The 18,274-nt window shown below is 67.9% G+C and carries 15 protein-coding genes and 1 tRNA gene; 4 read left to right on the top strand and 12 right to left on the bottom strand.

The window, feature by feature from the left end:
* Positions 1–92 precede the first annotated feature (92 nt).
* The 9 genes from ACFOY2_RS51760 to topA form a co-directional block, all read right to left on the bottom strand.
* Positions 93–923 carry a PSP1 domain-containing protein gene (locus tag ACFOY2_RS51760; RefSeq protein ID WP_379535570.1) on the bottom strand — a complete coding sequence of 277 codons (831 nt, stop codon included), beginning with the start codon at positions 921–923 and terminating at the stop codon, positions 93–95.
* 119 nt (positions 924–1,042) lie between these two features.
* The gene (locus ACFOY2_RS51755; protein WP_379535569.1) at positions 1,043–2,098 is read right to left on the bottom strand and encodes a permease-like cell division protein FtsX; all 1,056 of its coding nucleotides are present in this window, start codon (positions 2,096–2,098) and stop codon (positions 1,043–1,045) included.
* Entirely contained in the window at positions 2,095–2,664 is a 570-nt protein-coding gene (locus ACFOY2_RS51750; RefSeq protein ID WP_379535568.1) for a SigE family RNA polymerase sigma factor, read from the bottom strand. The genes ACFOY2_RS51755 and ACFOY2_RS51750 overlap by 4 nt, the downstream gene beginning before the upstream one ends.
* 274 nt (positions 2,665–2,938) lie before the next feature.
* Positions 2,939–3,769 carry a permease-like cell division protein FtsX gene (locus ACFOY2_RS51745; RefSeq protein ID WP_379535567.1) on the bottom strand — a complete coding sequence of 277 codons (831 nt, stop codon included), beginning with the start codon at positions 3,767–3,769 and terminating at the stop codon, positions 2,939–2,941.
* Positions 3,770–3,902: 133 nt separating this feature from the next.
* Positions 3,903–5,075: a DNA polymerase III subunit delta' gene (locus ACFOY2_RS51740; RefSeq protein ID WP_379535566.1), complete on the bottom strand. Its 1,173-nt coding sequence runs from the start codon at positions 5,073–5,075 to the stop codon at positions 3,903–3,905.
* Positions 5,076–5,175: 100 nt separating this feature from the next.
* A complete protein-coding gene (gene tmk / locus ACFOY2_RS51735; RefSeq protein WP_379535565.1) occupies positions 5,176–7,218 on the bottom strand; it encodes a dTMP kinase in 2,043 nt (680 codons plus the stop codon).
* 141 nt (positions 7,219–7,359) lie between these two features.
* Positions 7,360–7,914 carry a helix-turn-helix transcriptional regulator gene (locus ACFOY2_RS51730; protein WP_379535564.1) on the bottom strand — a complete coding sequence of 185 codons (555 nt, stop codon included), beginning with the start codon at positions 7,912–7,914 and terminating at the stop codon, positions 7,360–7,362.
* Positions 7,915–8,000: 86 nt separating this feature from the next.
* A complete protein-coding gene (locus ACFOY2_RS51725; RefSeq protein ID WP_379535563.1) occupies positions 8,001–9,239 on the bottom strand; it encodes a metallophosphoesterase in 1,239 nt (412 codons plus the stop codon).
* A 14-nt stretch (positions 9,240–9,253) separates the two neighbouring features.
* Positions 9,254–11,938, bottom strand: coding sequence for a type I DNA topoisomerase (gene topA / locus ACFOY2_RS51720; protein WP_379535562.1), 2,685 nt, complete (start codon positions 11,936–11,938; stop codon positions 9,254–9,256).
* Between the two features lie 189 nt (positions 11,939–12,127).
* Between topA and ACFOY2_RS51715 the strand changes: the two genes are divergently transcribed.
* Positions 12,128–12,313 (top strand): DUF5703 family protein, encoded by a 186-nt coding sequence (locus ACFOY2_RS51715; protein WP_103957247.1) that lies wholly within the window; start codon positions 12,128–12,130, stop codon positions 12,311–12,313.
* A gap of 139 nt (positions 12,314–12,452) precedes the next feature.
* Here the strand turns inward: ACFOY2_RS51715 and ACFOY2_RS51710 are convergent, their stop codons facing one another.
* Complete coding sequence (locus ACFOY2_RS51710) at positions 12,453–14,513, bottom strand: chaplin family protein (RefSeq protein ID WP_379535561.1); 2,061 nt, start codon at positions 14,511–14,513, stop codon at positions 12,453–12,455.
* Positions 14,514–14,782: 269 nt separating this feature from the next.
* Complete coding sequence (locus ACFOY2_RS51705) at positions 14,783–15,553, bottom strand: hypothetical protein (RefSeq protein ID WP_379535560.1); 771 nt, start codon at positions 15,551–15,553, stop codon at positions 14,783–14,785.
* 322 nt (positions 15,554–15,875) lie between these two features.
* Between ACFOY2_RS51705 and ACFOY2_RS51700 the strand changes: the two genes are divergently transcribed.
* A tRNA-Leu gene (locus ACFOY2_RS51700) sits at positions 15,876–15,961 on the top strand.
* Here ACFOY2_RS51700 and ACFOY2_RS51695 read toward each other — a convergent pair.
* Positions 15,943–16,383 carry a hypothetical protein gene (locus tag ACFOY2_RS51695; RefSeq protein WP_379535559.1) on the bottom strand — a complete coding sequence of 147 codons (441 nt, stop codon included), beginning with the start codon at positions 16,381–16,383 and terminating at the stop codon, positions 15,943–15,945. The genes ACFOY2_RS51700 and ACFOY2_RS51695 overlap by 19 nt on opposite strands.
* Positions 16,384–16,723: 340 nt before the next feature.
* Here ACFOY2_RS51695 and ACFOY2_RS51690 point away from each other — a divergent pair, with 340 nt between their 5' ends.
* Both ACFOY2_RS51690 and ACFOY2_RS51685 read left to right on the top strand, forming a co-directional pair.
* Positions 16,724–17,071 (top strand): PASTA domain-containing protein, encoded by a 348-nt coding sequence (locus tag ACFOY2_RS51690; RefSeq protein ID WP_379535558.1) that lies wholly within the window; start codon positions 16,724–16,726, stop codon positions 17,069–17,071.
* Between the two features lie 416 nt (positions 17,072–17,487).
* Positions 17,488–18,201 (top strand): Crp/Fnr family transcriptional regulator, encoded by a 714-nt coding sequence (locus ACFOY2_RS51685; protein WP_379535557.1) that lies wholly within the window; start codon positions 17,488–17,490, stop codon positions 18,199–18,201.
* The last annotated feature ends 73 nt before the right edge of the window (positions 18,202–18,274 follow it).

Genomic DNA, 18,274 nt, shown 5'->3' with positions numbered 1-18,274 from the left:
CAACCCACCGCACTCCAACTTGATCTCCTGGACCTCCTCGACATCGATCCACGAGACCTTCGCTGAAGATCACTCACGTGCGGAAAACGGGGCTAGCCGGGTTCGCCCCCCGAGTTCCCGTATGTCGAGTCGTACGCCTTGCGCGGACTGCACACGCTGGCCTTCGAGCAAGCGCATCGCCGGCCGCCGTCGTTGAGGCGCACCACCACCGAGTCGGACGGCACGTTGTGCCCCACCACGGTCCCGGACCCCTGCGGGGTGTCCACGCTCGCCCCCACCCGGGGGGCCGAGGCGCGGAACTCCTGGTACAGAGGGTGCTCGTACTTCAGGCAGCACATGAGCCGGCCGCAGGCACCGGCTATCCGTAGTGGGTTGACTGGAAGGTCCTGGTCTTTGGCCATTCGGACGGAAACGGGCTCGAAGTCCTTCAAGAAGGTCGCGCAGCACAGGTCGCGGCCGCAGGGGCCGATGCCGCCCTGGAGGCGGGCCTCGTCCCTGGGCCCGATCTGCCGTAGCTCGACCCTGGCCCGCAGGTTGCGGGCCAGATCGCGGACCAGGGCGCGGAAGTCCACCCGGTGCGGCGCGGAAAAGTAGACGGTGTAGACGTTGTCCTGGTCGAGGTAGTCGATCCCGACCACCTTCATCGGCAAACTGTGCCTTTTGATCAGTCGTTTGGACACGCTACGCGCCTCGGCCCTGCGCCGCTTGTTGGTCTCGTCGCGGGAGAGATGTTCCTCACCCGCCGGCCCCGCGCACACCGGCAATCCGTCGATGTCTTCGCTCGTATATTGCGGCGCCCACACACACTCAGCCACCTCGGGACCCGAGTCCGTGGGAACGAGCACCTTGTCGCCCACCTTGGGGCTGTGCTCGCCGGGGTCGAGGTAGTAGAGCCTCCCGTAACGGGTGAAGCTCACGGCCATGATCATTCCCATGGGCTCGAGCTCGCCTCCTGACGGCCTAGGGGGTTCAGCGGCCTTCCCTTGCCACATTACGTGGATCCCCAGGCCGAAAGTCAGGGGTATCGGCGCGGATTCGCTGATCACTTACCGCTTGGGCAGAGCTTCTTCTCCGGCAGGTCCAAACCGTAGTTACTCGCCAGAGCACCCTGCACGGCGAGACAGCCGTTGTAGGTGACGTTGGAGACCCCTGGCTGCCGCTTCAGCTTGCTGACCGTCTTCTGCCACTTGACCTCCGGCTTCAGCCACACTCTGAACGACTTGGGCATGTCCTCCACTCTGGTCGCGTTCAGGAGCACCTGATTGCTCTTGTATGCCTTCTTGAAGCTCTCGTACGCGTCCGTCTGGCTCTCGTAGACGGTCTTCTCGACCTCGGGCATCGTTTCGAGAAGCCTGCGGATGGTGTCTCGCTGCTCGTTCGTCACTGCTTTGCCCCCCTTGATGATCTCGGAAGGGCTGTTCTTGCCGCCGGGGGTCAGCTTGCCACCGCAATTCGGCAAGCCCGATCCATCGCTGCAGAGGAAGACACTGAGGTCTGACTGTTTCAGCACCGACGACAGGTCGATGGTCTCGTTGGCGCCACTCAGCACCCCGGGCAATTCCAGCAGCGTCTTCGCGACCTTCATGCTGTCTGCTCCCTCTTGGAACTTCACCTTGAACTGTGGCGGCATGTCGATGATCTTGACTGCGGCCAGCACCGCCTTGTTGTGGGCGAAGTCGCGCCGGAAGTTGTCATAGGCAGTGCTCTGGTCGACGAAAAAGATCTCCTTGACCCCTTGCGACTGCTTCAGCGTGTCCCGGACCTCCGTCGCCTCGTCGGCTGTGGCCTCGCGTCCGGAGCACTTCGGCTCCTTCGTTTTCGACGTGCAGAGAAAGACGGTCATTTCCGTCGGACCGTCCGGGGTCCGCTCGGGATTGGCCGCCACGACGCTGTCCTCGCCCGGGCCACCCCCCAGACCCGTGGCCGTCGCCGCCCCCGCGAGCACCACGACCACCGCCGCCGCCACCAGTCGGTAATCCACCCGGACCCGCCGCCGCTCCGGCTGCGTGTGCTGCAACGGCCTGAGCGTGCCGGTGTCGACGGTCGCCCCCGCCTCCTGAAGGGCCTCGCGGAGCTTGGCTTCCATCGGACTGTTCACGATTCCTCCCCCAGTGCTCGGCCGAGGGCCGCGAGCCCTCGCGTGATCGTGGACCTGACCGTGCTCGCGCCGATCCCCATGGTGTCGGCGATCTCCTGGTCGGCCAGGTCGAAGTAGTAGCGCAGCGTCAGCGCCTCCCGCTGCCTGCGCGGCAGTCGGCGCATGGCGATCAGCACTTCGCGCCGTTCTTCTCCCATCAGCGCGGCGCTCTCCGCCGACCAGACGGGCGGCTCGTACGGCACCGACCGCCGGAACACCGTCGCCCTCCTGCGCAGCACCGACCGGCACCCGTTGAGCACCGCGGAGCGCACGTAGGCCAGCGCCTTGTCGGCGTCGCGCAGCCTGCCGCGGCCGGCATGGGTGCGTGCGAACGCCTCCTGCACGACGTCTTCGGCAGTGGCCTGATCGCCGACCATGATCAGTGCCAACCGGACGAGGCCCACGTGGTGCTCGGCGAAGATCGACGCCACGTCGACCCGCTGCCGTGCCAGGGCCTCTTGTTGGGTGAGTAGTTCGACTTCCACGTTACAGAGACGTCTGGCGGCCTCGTCTGCTGCTTCGGTCACAGCGTTATCTTCCGCCCACCCCTTCCTTCGATGGCTGGCATCGCTGAAGGGTGCTGGGTGCTGGTCAGAACGTGGCGGGCGGAGCGGTCACGATCCCACGGATGCGAGAGGGAGCGAACAACGCGGCGGGGAGGAAGCCGGTTGCGGGGGTGCGAGGTGCCGAGCGCAGAGGCTGGATCACGCGCCAAGGCGCCGGGCAGAGTGCCGAGGGCGAAGCGCTGAGCGGGAGCGTCCGTTCAGCCTTTGATGACGCGCCCGCCCGGCCCTCAGCCCTTCATCGGACCGCCGCGCACACCTTGCTGTCCCGCAGCCGTCCCGTGTCTCCCATGTCGAACCAAAACCCGTACTCCACATGCAGCTTGACCTTCAGGAGCTGACACCGCTGGTTGTACACCTGGCTCACACCAGGCATCCCCGCCAGCTTCCGCGTCACCGACCTCCAGCCGACCTCGGACCGCATCGTCACACGGTAGCTCTCGGGCATATCCGAGACTCTGGTGGCGCTGACGAACGCCTCTTTGTCGCTGTAAGTCCGGGCGAAGTCCCGGTATGCGGCAGCGCGGCTCCAGAAGACGTGCGATTTGACCTCGCGCGCCCCCTTCAGCACCGTGATGATCGCCTTCTTCTCCTTGGACGTCGTCGCCTTCCCGTTTGCCCCACCTCGGCGGGACTTGCAGGCCGGTATCTCCGAGTCCTCGTTACAGAGAAAGACGCTCACATCAGGATCCCGGGCCATGGCCGATTTATCGCCGTAATACTCCGCCCCATCGATGACCTGCTGTACCCCCGGTCGGCTCAGGACCGCATCCCGCACCCGCTCCCGGTCCGCCCCTTGCCGCACCCGCACCCGAAACGACTCGGGGATCTCCTTCGCGCGCACCTCTTGGAGCATCTGCTTGTTGGCGGCGAAGTCCGCGCGAAAGCTCTTGTACGCACTGGCCCGATCGACGAAACGTACCTCGGTGACCTCCGGCAGGTCTTCCAGCAGCGCCCGAATCGCCTGCTTCTGCTGCTCTGTGGCGTTCTCCTTCTCGCACAGCTCGACGGACGGAGCACACAGGAAGACGGCGATCTCCCACTCATCGCTCACCGCGACCTCGGACACCCCGACCTCAGGTCCCGCCGCAAACGACGTGCCAGGCAGCCCACCGATGCACACCGCTCCGGCGAGCACCGCCAGCCCACCCGATAACGACCGACGGATAACCAAACCACTCCCCACAAAAACTCCCAAAGGATCAGGGACGCAGCGCCAGCATCATCGCCTCGACGGCCATCTGCGGGTTGACGTTCGCCGCCAGCCGTTCGCGACACTGCATGATCGCATCGATTCGCCGCAGTGTCTCCTCGGGGGTCGAGGACTTGGCCAACTGGTCGAGATCGAATCGAATGTCGTCGTTCGCCAGCTCGACCCCGGCCCCGAACTGCATGGCCAGCACGTCCCGATAGAACGACACCAGCTCCAGCAGGGCCGCGTCCAGGGAGTCACGCTTGATCCGGGTGGCCCGCGACTTCTGCCGGTCCTCCAGCTCCTTCAGCGCCCCGGCCCCGCCCCGGACCAGCCCCCGATTGAGCCCCTTGCCTGTGGACCCCTCGCCGTACAACTTGCGCAGCTCGGCTGTCTCGCTGTCGTTCAGCACGGCGGTGGCCGCGGCGGCCTCCTCCTCGGCCGTCTTCACCAGCCGTTCGGCGGCAGAGACACACTCGCCGACCCCGGTCAGCGAACGCGGGATGCTCAACACCGCCTCCCTGCGCCGCCTGACCCCCTCGTCCATGGCCAGCGCCCGCGCCCTGCTGATGTGCCCCTGCGCGGCCCTGGCCGCGAACCTGGCCATGTCCGGCGGCACGCTGTCACGGGTGGCCAGCACACGGGCGACGGCGTCGGCAGCAGGGGTCGTCAGGTTCACCAGGCGGCAGCGCGACCTGATGGTGATCATGAGGTCGTCGGGCGCGGGGGCGCACAACAGCCACACGGTACGGAGCGGCGGCTCCTCGATGGCCTTCAGCAGGGCGTTGGCGGCCGATTCCGTGGCCCTGTCGGCGTCCTCGAACAGGATGACCCGCCAGCGCCCCTGCGTCGGCGCCCCGGCCGCCCGGAGAATGAGCTCGCGGGTCTGCTTGACGCTGTAGGACAGGCCCTCGGGACGCACCGACTCCAGGTCGGGATGCGAGCCGATCAGCACCTGGTGGCACTGGTCGCAGTGGCCGCAGCCGCCGTCTGGGCACAGCAGCGCGGCGGCGAAGGCGCGGGCGGCGTCCTCCCTGCCGGAGCCCGGCGGGCCGGTGAACAACCAGGCGTGCGTCATGCCCGCCCCGCGCCCGCCCTCGACGACCTCCCCGGCCGCCGCCGCAGCCCGCGACAGCACGGCGATCGCCTGGTCCTGCCCGACGAGATCATCGAAAACCGTCACAGGAGTAAGGCTAGCCGCGGATCGCCCCCGCCACAGCCAGCCACCCAATCACAACCGCCGCAACGCAGAGCCCTCCCCGCACAGGCGTACGGACCGGGGGCTAGTCGCGGATCGCGGGCATCGTGCCTGTGACGTCTTCTGACTCCCGAGGCACCGGATCAGGCAGGATCTCGCGAATACGATCCTGGACCTGGCGAGTGATCACCTCAGACGGCAGCGTCCCGTCGACCACGAGATACCGTTCAGGCGCCGCGGCGGCCAGCGCCCGGAACTCCTTGCGCACCCGCTCGTGGAACTCCAGCGGCTCCGACTCGATCCGGTCAGCGGCCCCGCCCAGCCGGGTCAGCCCCACCTCGGGCGGGGTGTCGATGAGCACGGTCAGGTGGGGCACCAGCCCGCCCGTCGCCCAAGCGTTGATCTTGGAGACGTCCTTCGGGTCGAGCGAGCGCCCGGCGCCCTGGTAGGCCAGGGACGAGTCGACGTAACGGTCGGTGACCACGAGCGAGCCCCGGTAGAGGGCGGGCCTGATCACCTTCTCCACGTGCTCGGCGCGGTCGGCGGCGTACAGCAGCGCCTCGGCCCGCGCCGACAGCCCGCGTTCGGCCGCGTCGAGCAGGATGGCGCGCAACCGCATGCCGACCTTGGTCGAGCCGGGCTCCCGTGTCTGGACGACGTCGTAGCCCTGGTCACGCAGCCAGATGGCCACGAGCCGCGCCTGGGTGGTCTTGCCGGACCCCTCGCCGCCCTCGAAGGCCACGAACAGCCCTGGCACGTGCTCGGGCGACTCGGCGGGGAACCGCTCGCCCTTGAGCGCCGCGATCAGGTCGGCGGCCAGGGAGATGTCCTTCCTGTCGTCCATGTGCAGCAGCGCCAGGATGCCGACGGTCATCGCGAGGACCCCGCCCAGCACCAGGACCAGGTTGGTGCCGTCGAAGCGGTAGCTCCACGCGCCCAGCGCCAGCGTGTGCTCGCCGAAGATCGCGGCCAGCGGGTTGGCCACGGCGACCACCAGCAGCAGGGTGACGCGCGCGGTGGACTGCAGGAAGGAGAACGTGCGGCCCCGGAGCGCGTCTTCGACCTCGAGCCCGATCAGCGTGTAGCCGAGGATCCAGGCAATGCCCGCGCACGCCCCCAGCACCACGGTCAGCATGACCACGATCACCAGGTTGTGGACCAGCGCGATCGCCACGAGCACCAGCCCCGCGACCGTGATGGCCAGGCCGAACAGCCGCCGCCGCGACAGCTCGCGCAGCAGCCTGGGCCCGAAGAACATGCCTAGTGCCATGCCGGCGAAGACCGCGCCGAACACGACGCCGTAGGCCGCGTCGCCGCCGCCGAGCGCCTCGACGTAGATCTTGGCCACGCCGACCACGGCCCCGCCCGCGGCGAACGCCCCGAGCATGCCGATGATCAGGCCGCGCACCAGCCGGTTGCCGCCGACGAACCGCCAGCCCTCGATGACCTGCTTGAGCACGGAGGGCGTGGAGATCGCCCCGTCGCGCTTGGGGATGCCGCGGAGGGTGAAGATCAGGATGGCCGAGACGAGGTAGGCGCAGGCGTTCACGTAGAGCGCCAGGTCGGTGGCGCCCCGCTCGGGCGGGAACGAGCCCAGCCCCGTGATCACGTCGCCCACCACCGACAGCGCCGCGAACAGCATGGCCGCGATCGGCGCGGTGCCGTAGGTGACCAGCAGGTTGAGCTGGTTGGCCGACGCGAGCTGCTCCTTGGGCACCAGGTTGGGCACCGTGGCGTCCTTGGCGGGCACCCAGAACAGGTTGACGCACTCGACGAGGATCGTCGCGATGATGATCCACTGGTAGCTGTCGACGAACGGGATCGACAGCACCACGGCGAACCTGGCCACGTCGGCCGCCACCATGGTCAGCCGCCGGTCGAACCGGTCGGCGAAAACGCCGGCGAGCGGCCCGAGCAGGATGGCGGGCAGCATCTTGGCGATGAACACACCGCCGACGGCCAGCGACTGCACGCGGTAGTCGCCCTGGGTGAGGTTGCCCGCGAGGGCGGTCAGCGCCAGGAGGTTGAGCCAGTCGCCCAGACTGCACACCGACATGGCCATCCAGAGCCGTCGGAACGGCGCATTGGCCAGCACATGTGTCGGACGGCGTCCGCCAAGGACAGTCATGATTTCAGCGTATCCAGGTGTTGACCGGAAGAGGGTAGACAAGCAGCCGAGCGGATATTCCGGCCGCTCGTTGGCTGAGGGTATTACGTTCGTGGGCTCGCGCGCAGGTTAGCCACGTGGAATAGGACCGCAAAAACATCATCAATTCATAACTCCGGCCTCGTGTCGGGCCTCTTCCACCAAAGGCCACCACTCGGCGCGTATGTCCGCAGGCAGGGCGAGCTCATCCCAGAGCTCGACGAGCAGCACTCCGTCGAGGTGATCGAGCAGTTCCTGGGGCAGACCCTCACACAGCAGGGCGGTGTAGGCCGCCCGCCGCGCATCGCGGTCGGCCAGATCGTAGACCCGGTCACCGAGCCGCACAACCCCCAGCGCCGCGGCGATCGGCAGCCGCGGCAGGCGGCTGGGCACGTGGAACGTGCGCCCCCCGCTCGCGCGGGCGGTGAAGGCCACCTTCGGCTCCAGCGCCAGCCGGAACCCGGCCGCGTCGAGGATGCGCCCCGCAGTCTCCAGCGTCGGCGACTTCCTGCCGTGCTCGTAGGCCGACAACGTGGTGCGCGAGGTGCCGCTCACGCTGGCCAGCGCCTTCTGGTTCATGCTCGCGGCATGTCTGGCCTGCTTGAACAGCAGCCCACCGCGCTTGGCCCAGAGCGCGACCTCGGTCGCCAGCGCCGTCTCCATGGGCGAAGACGCCATGCCCCACCTCCGAAAAGTATCCGCTCGGATACTACCTCAACATGGCAGGGCGTGACTACCGGATCGCGGAAAGTCAGGTCCGCGATTCACGTCCGCAGCTCCAGCATCGTGATCTCGGGCGGCGCCCCCACGCGGACCGGCGGCCCCCAGAACCCGGCTCCCCTGGTGACGTACACCTGCACGCCGTCGACCTCGGCCAGCCCCGCGACGACCCGCTGCTGCAACCCCACCACCAGGTTGAACGGCGTGATCTGCCCTCCGTGCGTGTGCCCGGACAGCTGCAGGTCCACCCCGTGACGCGCGGCCTGGTCCACCTGGACCGGCTGGTGCGCGAGCAGCACCGTGGAGCGGCTGGTGTCGCGCCCGCCGAGCGCCTTTTCGAAGTCGGGGCCGTCGCCGGAGGCCGCGCCGCCCAGGTCGTTCACCCCGGCCAGGTCGAGCACCGCGCCCTGGTGCCGGATCTCGACCCGCTCGTTTCGCAACGAGCGTACGCCGAGCTCTCCGAGCTCCTCGATCCACTCGCCCGGACCCTCCGGGGCGAAGTACTCGTGGTTACCAGTCACGAAATATGCCCCATAGCGTGACTCAAGGCTCTTCAGCGGCCTCGCCAGCGCCCCCAACTCGGCGACGGAACCGTCCACCAGGTCGCCCACGATCGCCACCACGTCGGCCTCAAGCCCGTTGATCATCCTGACGATCCGCTCGGCGTGCCCGACGCCCGTCAGCGGCCCCAGATGGATGTCGCTCACCACGGCGAACCGCAGGCCGTTCAGCCGAGGGTCCAGCTTCGGCAGCGCCACCTTGACCGGCTCGATCACGGGGTCGCCGAGCGCGCTCGTCATGCCGTACCCGACCGTGCCCAGCGCGCTGACGCCGGCCACTGCGGCGGTGGTCCGTTCGAGGAACAGCCGCCTGCTCATCGGCGCGACCGCGACGGGAGCCGGCGTCGCCGGCGCCTCCTCGACGGGTGCCGGCGCACCCGCCGGGACCGCGACGGGCTCGGGCGCGGCGACGGGCTCCTGACGGCGCTCGGCCCTGCGCAGCAGCACTCCGGCCACCGCCCGTGGGACCTCCAGCACGGCCAGGAACACGACCAGGTAGAACATCAACGCCAGCCAGATGAACCCCGGCCAGGCCACCCAGCTTTCCAGCCCCATGCGCGTACCCACGAACGTCGTCACGAGAACGACGAACAGGGCCGCCAACACCCAGGTCAGCGTCTTGCGCACCCGCCCGGGCCCAGTGGTGCGGCGCACCAGCCGGTACCACAGGTAAGAGTGGGCAACCAGCACCAAGGCCACAAAGAGGACGGCGATCACGATCACGACATTGATGCTACTTACGATTTGGCCGCCGGCTTCTTCGCGGGAGCCTTTTTCGCGGGAGCCTTCCTGGTGGTCTTCTTCGGCGCGGGCGCCCTCTCCCGCCGCTCGGCCAGGAGCTCGGCCGCCCGCTCGATGGTGATGTCCTCGACCTTGTCGTCCTTGCGCAGCGAGGCGTTCGTCTCACCGTCGGTCACATAGGGCCCGAAACGTCCCTCCTTGACCACGACAGGCTTGTTGGAGACGGGGTCATTGCCCAGTTCACGCAGCGGGGGCGCGGCGGCGGCCCGCCGTCCGCGCTGCTTCGGCTGCGCGAACAGCTCCTTCGCCTGGTCGATCGTGACCGTCAGCAGGTCCTGCTCGGAGGCCAGCGAACGCGAGTCGCTGCCCTTCTTCAGGTACGGCCCGAACTTCCCGTTGAGCGCCACGACCTCCTCGCCGTCCAGCTCGCCCACGACCCGCGGGATCGACAGCAGCTTGAGCGCGTCCTCGAGCGTGATCGTGTCCAGCGACATCGTCTTGAACAACGAGCTCGTACGGGGCTTGGGCGCGTCGGCCTTCTTCGTGCGCCGCTTCGGCGTCTCCTCCTTGGCCTGCTCGGGCAGGATCTCCGTCACATAAGGCCCGTACCGGCCGTCCTTGGCCACGATCATGTTCCCGGTCACCGGGTCGTGCCCGAGCTGCCGATCACCCGTCGGCCGCGAGATCAGCTCCTCGGCGATCTCCGCGGTCAGCTCGTCGGGCGTCATGTCCTCGGGCACGTTGACCCGGGCGCCGTCCCTGTCGAGGTAGGTGCCGTACCGCCCGACCCGCAGCACGATGTCCGTCCCCTTGATCGGGAACGAGCTGATCTCCTTGGCGTCGATGTCACCGAGGTCGGTGACCATCTCCTTCAGCCCTTCGTCGCCGTCGGAGCCGTAGTAGAAGCGCTGCAGCTCGGGCACGCGCTCGGCCCGGTCGTTGGCGATGTCGTCGAGCACCTTCTCCATCTCGGCGGTGAAGTCGTAGTCGACCAGGTTGCCGAAATGCTGCTCGAGCAGGTTGACCACCGCGAACGCCAGGAACGAGGGCACCAGCGCCGTGCCCTTCTTGAACACGTAGCCGCGGTCGAGGATCGTGCCGATGATCGAGGCGTAGGTCGAAGGCCGCCCGATCTCCCGGTCTTCAAGCTCCTTGACCAGCGACGCCTCGGTGTAGCGGGCGGGCGGCTTGGTCGAGTGGCCGGCCACGTCCATCCGGGACACGCTGAGCGCGTCGCCCTCCGCCAGGTTCGGCAGGCGCTTCTCGGAGTCGTCGCGGTCGGTCGACGGGTCGTCGGCCCCCTCGACGTACGCCTTGAGGAACCCGTAGAACGTGATCGTCCGCCCGGAGGCGCTGAACTCGACGTCCTCGCCAGACGACGACCGGCCCGCGGCCTTGACCGTGATCGACTCGCCGACCGCGTCCTTCATCTGCGAGGAGACCGTGCGCTGCCAGATCAGCTCGTAGAGCCGGAACATGTCGCCCGACAGCCCCGTCTCGCCCGGCGTGCGGAACTCCTCGCCGGAGGGCCTGATCGCCTCGTGCGCCTCCTGCGCGCTCTTGACCTTGCTGGAGTAGACGCGGGGCTTGTCCGGGACGTAGGCGGCGCCGTACAGCTTGATCGCCTGCGAGCGGGCGGCCGCGATCGCGGTCTCCGACAGCGTGATGCTGTCGGTACGCATGTAGGTGATGAACCCCTGCTCATAGAGCCGCTGCGCGACCTGCATCGTGTACTTCGCGGAGAAACCGAGTTTCCGGCTGGCCTCCTGCTGCAAAGTGGTCGTCCGGAAAGGCGCGTACGGCTTGCGCGTGTACGGCTTGCGCTCGACGGACTTAACCGCGAACGACGTCGCACCCAGCCGTCCCGCCAGCGCACCCGCGTCGGCCTCGGAAAGATGCAGCACCCCGGAGGTCTTGAGCCGCCCGGTGCTGGCGAAGTCGCGGCCCTGAGCCACGCGCTTGCCGTCGACCGAGGTCAGCGTCGCGGTGAAGTCACGCGGCCGCTCCTCGGGCTTGTTCGAGTCGAACAGCGCCTGCAGGTCCCAGTAGTGAGCGGGCGTGAACGCCATGCGATCCCGCTCGCGCTCGACCACCAGTCGCGTCGCCACCGACTGCACCCGGCCCGCCGACAACTTCGGCTTGACCTTCTTCCACAACACGGGGCTGACCTCGTAACCGTAGAGCCGGTCGAGGATGCGCCGCGTCTCCTGGGCGTCCACCAGGCGGAGGTTGAGGTCGCGAGGGTTGGCGACGGCCTCGCGGATGGCCTGCGGAGTGATCTCGTGGAAGACCATGCGGTGCACGGGAACCCTCGGCTTGAGCACCTCTCGCAGGTGCCAGGCGATGGCCTCGCCCTCGCGGTCCTCGTCAGTGGCCAGGTAGAGTTCGTCGGCGTCCTTCAGCAACTGCCTGAGCTTGCTGACCTGCGCCTTCTTGTCGGGGTTGACCACGTACAGAGGCTCGAACTCGTGCTCGACGTTCACACCGAGGCGCGCCCAAGGCTCCTTCTTGAACGCCTCGGGGATGTCGTCGGCCCTTTCAGGCAGGTCACGGATGTGGCCGATGCTGGACTCGACCATATAGCCGGCACCGAGGTAATCCTTGATCGTCTTCGCCTTGGCAGGCGACTCGACGATCACCAGGCGTCTTGTTCCGCCGGTGCTGCCGTTCTTGGCTGGCACGCTGCTTCCTACCTCACTGTTCGCTTGCAATCCCCCTGCCGGGAGTCGGCACAGATCTGAAAGGTAACCCGACTCGCGGAATTTTCCTTCCCCCGGGCTACCCACTAGCTTCCGGCTCCACCCACAAGCACGCAGAATAAGGCCCAGCGAGCGGCATGGCGCCCTGACTCACCCTGGAGACTAATCGTTGTGCTCGACTACTCCTACATGGATATCTTCATTCCACGCGACCTCACTCGCGAAGCAGCACGTCAACTGCTGACCGAACACGCAGAGTACGGTCAATGGGAGCTGGCGCGCGTCCGCGTCCACCCCGACGGCAGCCGCCACGTGCGACTCCGCCGCAAGATCATGCGGGTACGCCGCACGCTCTGACCGTGGACGAAGCTTTGCCCGCCCCCGGCTGAGCGCGGACATGGCTTTGCCCGCCCCGGGCCGCGCCCCCGGAACGGGCAAAGCGTCTATCGCCGTCTACTCACCGGCTGTGACGTCGTATATGTGCTTTCCGTTTTCGTTACTTACGGCCGAACCGGAACCGGCGAGCAGCGCCGAACAGCGTCGCCGAGGCCGCCAGCAGCGACCCGGCCAGGAGCGCCAGCACCGAGCCCGAGTTCATCCCCGTGAGGCCGGCGGGCTGCTCGGCGCTCATCAGGCCCAGGTCGCCGACGGGCAGGCCGCGGGCGGCCGAGTTCACCGCACCGCCGACCGGCGTGGAAGCGACGAGCTGGGTGGCCGGGTCGAGCGGGGAGGACGGCCTGGCGGGACGGCCACGGCCCGCGCCGTCGACCGGAGCGGCGGCCCGGGTCTTCTTCGGAGCCTGCGCCTGGGCGGGCAGGCCGGGCAGCTCCGGCAGTTGCGGCAGGCCGAGGGCCGTGGAGGCGTCCTGAACGACGGGAAGCGTGGCCGCGCCGCCCTGCACCTGCTGGGCGAGGCCGGCGACGTCCTGCAGCCCGGCGACGTTCTGGACGCTGGCCACGTCCTGGAGGTTGCCGGCGTTCTGGAGCCCGGCGGGGTCCTGCACGGGGCCGGTCACGTCCTTCAGACCGCTCAGGGCAGGAACAGAGGGCAGGACGGGCAGCAGCCCGCCCTTGGCGGCGGAGAACTTGCCTGTGGCGCGGGCGAAACGGTCGTACCCGTCAGGGCCCTCGTGCCCCGGCTTGCCGACCCGCGACCCGCCCAGGCACCCGGCGGCGGCATCGCCCAGGACGGCCGCCGCGTTGCCGCAGACGTTGACCGGCGCGGTGATCGGCGCGATGATCTGGTTGCCCGCCAGCACCCCGGCCCGGCCGGAGGTCGAGTTGCCGCCCCCGCCGACGCCGCCCTGCGGGTGGACGCTCGCTCCGCCCTTGCAGCCGGCCCGAGACCTCCCGAGCACCGCGGCGGCGTTGCCGCACACGTTGATCGGCGCCGTGATCGGGGCGATCGCCTGGTTGCTGCTCAGCACGCCAGCGGCGCCCGAAGTACGGTTGCCGCCCGCGCCACGCCCGCCGTTCTTGACGTACGAGCCGCCCTTGCAGCCCGCGAACGCGTGGCCGAGCACGGCCGCGGCGTTGCCGCAGACGTTGACCGGCGCGGTGATCGGCGCGACCGCCTGGTTCCCGCTCAGCACCCCCGCCTGCCCGGACGTCCTGTTGCCACCCGCGCCGGACCCTCGGTGGGTGTTCTCGGCCTCCGCGCCGCCCTTGCAGCCGGCGGTGGCGTTGCCCACGGCGTTGCCGCAGACGTTCACGGGCAGGGTGACGGGGGCGACGACCTGGTTGCCGCTGCCGGCGCCGAAACGCCCATCGGTGTCATTGCCCCTCGAACCGGGGGTCACGTGGCGGCTCTGGTAGCGCGGGCCGCCGCCGTGGTTGGTGACGCTGGAGCCGCCCTTGCAGCCCGAGAACGCCCGCCCGATCGCCGCGACCGAGTTCCCGCAGATGTTGACCGGCGCGGTGATCGGCGCGATCACCTGGTTGCCGCCGAGCACTGCCGCGTCGCCCGAAGTGCGGTTGCCGCCGACGCCCACGCCGGTGTTGTGGACGCTGGAGCCGCCCTTGCAGCCGGCCGTGGCGTCACCGAAGATCGCGACCGCGTTGCCGCAGAGGTTCACCGGGGCGTTGATCGGCGCCGTGACCTGGTTACCCGCCAGAACGCCTGCGTTCCCCGAGGTACGGTTCCCGCCCGCGCCGCCCTTGCCCTGGTTGCGCACGACGGCGCCGCCCTTGCAGCCGGCGTCCGACTTGCCGATCAGCGACACCGCGTTGCCGCAGGCGTTGATCGGCGCGCTGATGGGCGCGTTGATCTGGTTGCCGCCCAGCACACTGGCGTTGCCCGAGGTGCGGTTGGGGATGCTGCCTGTGCCGTGGTTGATCACCTCGGCGCCGCCCTGCGAGGACGCCTCGGACGAGCCGATCGCCGCGACGGAGTTGCCGCTGATGTCGATGGGCAGCGAGATCGGCGCGTTGATCTGGTTGCCGCCGCCGACGGACGCGTTGCCCGAGGTGTCGGCGAGGGCGGTGCCGGCGCCGCCGAATGACAGGGCGGCCACGGCCAGCAAGGCCGCGGGGGTCGATGCCTTGGCCCACGTACGCATGATGAATGCTCCTAGTGGTTCTTGGGGGGATTACCTGAACGGTTCGCGGGCAGCCCGAAGCCGGGCGCGGTCACGCGCACAGCGGAGACCTCGGGTTGGCGAACCAGCTTGAACTGACGTGATTCACCCGCGGGCGGAGGGGACGCAGGCCGCGCTCCGCCGCTCTACGACGGCCCGGTGGTCGTCACGGGACGTGGTCGCCACTGGACGTGTTCGTCACGGGACCCACCGGCCTGTTCGGCCCGGCTGTGCGGGCCCTTGAGCGGGGATCAGTCAGGTGAGAAAGAAGGGTCGTCCGCCGCTGTGCGGACGACGGGGGGCAGCACGCGCGCCACAAGGGCACGACGAGCCTGGAGCCGCGGGTCGTACACGGACCTCGCGACATCCCCTGAAGCGGGCCCGAACGGGCCGGCGCCACCACCATTGGGCACCAAGCCATTGGTGTCCAGGATCTTGCTGGCGGAGGCAGGTGGTGGCAGGCCAGGATCCCGCTGGCTGTTGAGGCCGTCGACCGTGCGCCCGGCCATCGCCTCGGCATCGCCCGACGCATCGGCGTCGGCCATCGCCTCAACGTTGCCCGATGCCCCGGCGTTGCCCGAAACCTCGGCGCTGGCCGATGCCTCAGCGTTGTCCGATGCCGAGGTCGGGCCGAGAGCTTGGACCGCGTCGGCTTGGAACGCGTCGGTCGTCACGGTCTCGGCGCGCGTCTCATCCGTGATCGAGGTGCCGGCTTGCGGGGCACCCGTCGTCACGGCAGTTTCCGCGACCGTCGTCGTGACCGTGTCCGCGGCCGTCATCGCGGCGGTTTGCGCGACCGCAGGAGCCACATTGAGCATGCCGTACAGAACAGCGAGCAGCCACCCGGTGACCACGAGGGCCCCGAGCACAACCGCCCGCACGACGACCTGACGGGCGCCGGCCGCGAACCGCGCCATCCGGCCGACCCGCTCGGTGATCGCGTCCTGTGCGGAGGCGGCCACGCGCAGACGGCACGCGCCGAGGGCCATCGCCCTCAGCTGCGTCACCGTCGCGCGCGCCACCACTTCATCCCTCCGAGCACTCCGAAGTCGGTCTCACAACGTGAGGCCGGTCCGTGAACGCATCCCTCAACGGTCCGTAACCGTAGCAGTACTCAAGGTTGTCGCAAGGGCTTTTCAAGCAGGACCCAGAAATTCACCAACCGCCTCGCGACATACCCTCCCAACTGGCCCATCACCCTCAAACAGACCGCCATGGGAAGCCCATCCGAAGCCCTCGGAACCTTCTCGGGGGAGGGCCAGGATTCTTGGTATGACGCACCCCTCAGAGTTTGCTAACCTTACTGAGCCGACGCGAGATGACGGTCCCGCGTGCAGGCACCAAGTCCGGGTGGCGGAATAGGCAGACGCGCTAGCTTGAGGTGCTAGTGCCCAGTGATGGGCATGGGGGTTCAAGTCCCCCCTCGGACACACACCGATCGCACATGTGGGGGTTCCGGTTCAACCCGGGCCTCCACATACTGCTTTTCTGGGTAGTACGTGAGCTGGTTGTAGAGCTCCGCCTTGTCGTCCGGGTCCGCGTCGTCAACCCGCCGCACCAGGTCCCCGACCTCCTCGATCATCGACCGGATCTCCGCGATGGTGATGCGCTGCGCCGCCGGAACAGCTTTGAGCTCTCCTTCCAGGCGAGCGCGTTCGCTCTTGGTCTCGTTGATCCACGAGGAAATCTCGATCGGATCCCCTCCGGCGTCAAGCGCTGCCCGCCGAATGATCCACGGACCAAGGTCCACCAGCCTGCCCCGCTCATACCGTGCCGTCGTGATAACCGCGAGGTGACCACTCGGCGCGAGAACATGCCGTGCATCCTCCAGGAACCGGCCCAGCTGCGGCACCCCGAGCGTCGGCTGCTCCGTCCGGCATGCGGGGACAGGAGACCTCCACCGAGCCAACCGTCCGTCCGAGTTCTGGGTACGGAGGAAGCGCCGCGATCAGCAGCTCAACCTGGCCCTCGAGTCCGAGCAGCGCTTGCCGAAGCTCATGCGGCCCGCATGGGCGCATTCTCACCGCCGCCCGTGACATCACTTACCTCGACGCGGCCCTGGCCGCCTGATTCCAAGGAATCCCCCATGACGTACCTGCCCCCCATGCCGCCTTCCGCACGGCGTGGATTCTCCGGGCCTGCGGTCGCTTTGATCGCTGTTTCTCGCCCTGGGCGCGGGTTGCGTCGGCGGTGTGGCCGTGGGAAGTATCGGCAGCACGCCGACCACGGTCGCGTCCCCCACCCAGCCAGCCGCCGCCAAGGCGCCGCAGGACACCACTCTCCCGCCGGCCGAGAAGGAGGAGAAGGGCCGTCTGGTGAAGCTGCCCGACTTCAAGGGACAGAACGCCGCGATCGCCCGCCAGTGGCTGGTCGATCGGGGGTGGGACGAGTTCACCAACATCGAGCTCGGCTCGCAGGACCGCGACGAGACGATGGTCCTCCTGCCGGAGAACTGGACGGTGACCAAGCAATCCCACAAGGCCGACAGCAAGGTCGAAGTCGGCACCACCATCGTGCTCACCTGCACGAATGCCTCCTGATAGCCTCGCTCATCCTGTTCAGGTCGAGCACGAGCATGGCGTGATCACGTCGTTCGGTCCAGGCGCTGCCGGCCGCCGCTGGAGCTGGCCAAGCTGGACAGGACGTACCAGAGCGCGGACACCACGCTGAACACCAACGCCGACAGCTTGTCTAACCGAAGGTGCTACCGAATAGGTACGGACATCGACGAGCATCCCTAAAAGGACATAAGTCGCAGATCGGCCGCCGACGTTCCGCCAATTCACGCCAATCACAGGAACATTATTCTGCTCCCCTGAGACTCTGATCTCTTTTTTCGGGAACAGGCGGACAAAATGCCCCAAACCTATACTCTGAGGGCTTTGAAGCTGACACCCGAGCATTTCAGGGTGTAGCTTCTGTATCTTTACATCAATGAATCCAAGGCGCATAACCCGTGATAAATGATCATTTCCCGGCGAGATGGCCCATCGGCACCCTTTTGGACAGACTCAGTCCGGAGGACCGGACGGAACTTCTGGCCCTCGCGCCGTCGTCCCCGCGAGAGGCTGGGGAACCGCTCATATATCAAGGAGATCGAGAGAGCTCCGAGGTTTATCTACTGAGGTCCGTCCCAGGTCAGCGGCTCACGGCGTGTGTGAAGGTGACGGCCTACCTGGAATCAGGCGGGGCGGCCATGCTGGGCATCCGCGTCAGCGGTGACGTGGTCGGCGAGCTGGCAGCTCTACGCAGACAGCCGAGATCGGCCATGGTGACCACGTGCAGTCCGATGTTGGTGCACGTCATCCGCGCACAGGCATTCACCGACTTCCTCGATCGCCACCCAGCGGCATGGAATGCACTGGCCAGAATGATCGCCGACCGGCTCGACTGGGCCAACCGGAGAAGAACTGACTTCGCCCAGTTCAGCGTGCCTGTACGGGTCGCGAACGTGCTCGTGGAGATATCCAGCCGACACGGAGTCGACAGGGTCGACGGAAAACGGGATCTCGGAGTCGATCTCACCCATGAGGAGATCGCCAATCTTGTCGGGGCCAGAAAAGACGCCGTCTTCAAAGCCATCCGACGTTTCAAGGATCTTGAACTGATCGACCCCGGTCATCGCCGGAAGATCGTCATCGACCCAACCGGTCTGGCCAATTTCCGGTAAAGCGTACTGGTACGTCTTGGGGCGATGCGATCTTCGCCAGACTCTGTCCCCAACGATCTCCCCGACCACTCTG

The sequence above is a fragment of the Nonomuraea purpurea genome, assembly GCF_042650645.1.
Lineage (GTDB): Bacteria > Actinomycetota > Actinomycetes > Streptosporangiales > Streptosporangiaceae > Nonomuraea > Nonomuraea purpurea.
Note: the sequence above shows the minus strand (reverse complement) of the source record. Positions and strands in the feature narration are given on the sequence as shown.

Coding starts and splice junctions, on each gene's coding strand:
- ACFOY2_RS51760 (WP_379535570.1), bottom strand. CDS start 923: ATGGCCGTGAGCTTCACCCGTTACGGGAGGCTCTACTACCTCGACCCC.
- ACFOY2_RS51730 (WP_379535564.1), bottom strand. CDS start 7,914: ATGGCGTCTTCGCCCATGGAGACGGCGCTGGCGACCGAGGTCGCGCTC.
- tmk (WP_379535565.1), bottom strand. CDS start 7,218: ATGACTGTCCTTGGCGGACGCCGTCCGACACATGTGCTGGCCAATGCG.
- ACFOY2_RS51710 (WP_379535561.1), bottom strand. CDS start 14,513: ATGCGTACGTGGGCCAAGGCATCGACCCCCGCGGCCTTGCTGGCCGTG.